The organism is Actinotalea sp. C106 (assembly GCF_023630195.1).
In the GTDB taxonomy this organism is placed as follows: Bacteria; Actinomycetota; Actinomycetes; order Actinomycetales; family Cellulomonadaceae; genus Actinotalea.
Genome location: NZ_JALPKN010000527.1, coordinates 1 through 1,109, shown reverse-complemented (window position 1 = coordinate 1,109; position 1,109 = coordinate 1). Strand labels below are relative to the sequence as shown.

Genomic DNA, 1,109 nt, shown 5'->3' with positions numbered 1-1,109 from the left:
CGGGGGTGCACGCCGCGGTCGACACGGCCGGGACCGACGAGGCCCTCGACGCCTCGGTGGCCCTGGTCACGGACCGGCGCCGGGTGGCGACCATCGCGAACGGGGTGCACGGGACCCGGCTCGGGGTCCGGGTGCTGGGCCATGGACCCGGGGGCGACCCCGGGACCGAGGTGCGTCGTGGGGCACGGCGGCTGCTGGCCGAGCTGGCGGGCTCGGGCCGCCTCGAGGTGCGGGTCGGCGCGACTTACCACCTGGCCGACGTCGCCCGGGCGCACCGGGCGGGGATCGCTGGGAACGTGGTGGGCAAGATCGTGCTGGTGCACTGACCGCGATCAGGCGCTGGTGACCACCAGCGCGGTCGCGAGGGCGGCGACCCCCTCGCCCCGCCCGGTCAGCCCCAGGCCGTCCGTGGTGGTGGCGGAGAGGGAGACCGGGGCCCCGCAGGCCTGCGTCAGGGCCGTCTCGGCCTCGGCCCGGCGCGGCCCGATGCGCGGGCGGTTGCCGATCACCTGGATCGCGACGTTCCCGATGGTGAAGCCCGCCGCGCGGACACGTCGGGCGGCCTCACCCAGGAGTGCAGCCCCCGCGGCCCCGGCCCAGGCGGGGTCGGAGGTGCCGAAGTTCGAGCCCAGGTCCCCGAGGCCCGCGGCGGACAGGAGCGCGTCGGCCGCTGCGTGGGCGGCGACGTCGGCGTCGGAGTGGCCCTCGAGCCCGTTCTCCCCCGGCCAGTGCAGCCCGCCGAGCCAGAGCTCGCGCCCGCCCGCGGGGTCGGCGAAGGCGTGGACGTCGACGCCGAGCCCGGTGCGGGGCAGGGCGGTCGGTCGCGCCGCGGCCGAAGGCATCCCGTGGGCCGCGAGCAGACGGTGCGCGGCCTCGAGGTCCGCCGGGGTGGTGATCTTGAAGGCCTCGGCGTGACCGTCCACGACCCAGACCTCGTGGCCGAGGGCCTCGACGAGCGCGGCGTCATCGGTGGCCGCGGTGGCCTCGTCCTGCGCGCGGGCAGCACCGGCGGCATGGGCATCCTGCAGCACGGACCCGCGAAAGCCCTGCGGGGTCTGGACGGCGCGCAGGGCGGGACGGGGCGGGGTCGCGACGACCCGACGAGGGGC

General features: G+C 78.0%; 2 protein-coding genes. One reads left to right on the top strand and one right to left on the bottom strand.

Going from position 1 to position 1,109, the window contains the following annotated elements; genetic code table 11:
* Window positions 1-326: zinc-binding dehydrogenase (locus L0B03_RS18225; protein WP_250448471.1), on the top strand; the 326-nt coding region annotated here is incomplete at its 5' end.
* A gap of 6 nt (window positions 327-332) precedes the next feature.
* Here the strand turns inward: L0B03_RS18225 and ispF are convergent.
* Window positions 333-1,109: 2-C-methyl-D-erythritol 2,4-cyclodiphosphate synthase (ispF, locus tag L0B03_RS18220; RefSeq protein WP_250448469.1), on the bottom strand; the 777-nt coding region annotated here is incomplete at its 5' end.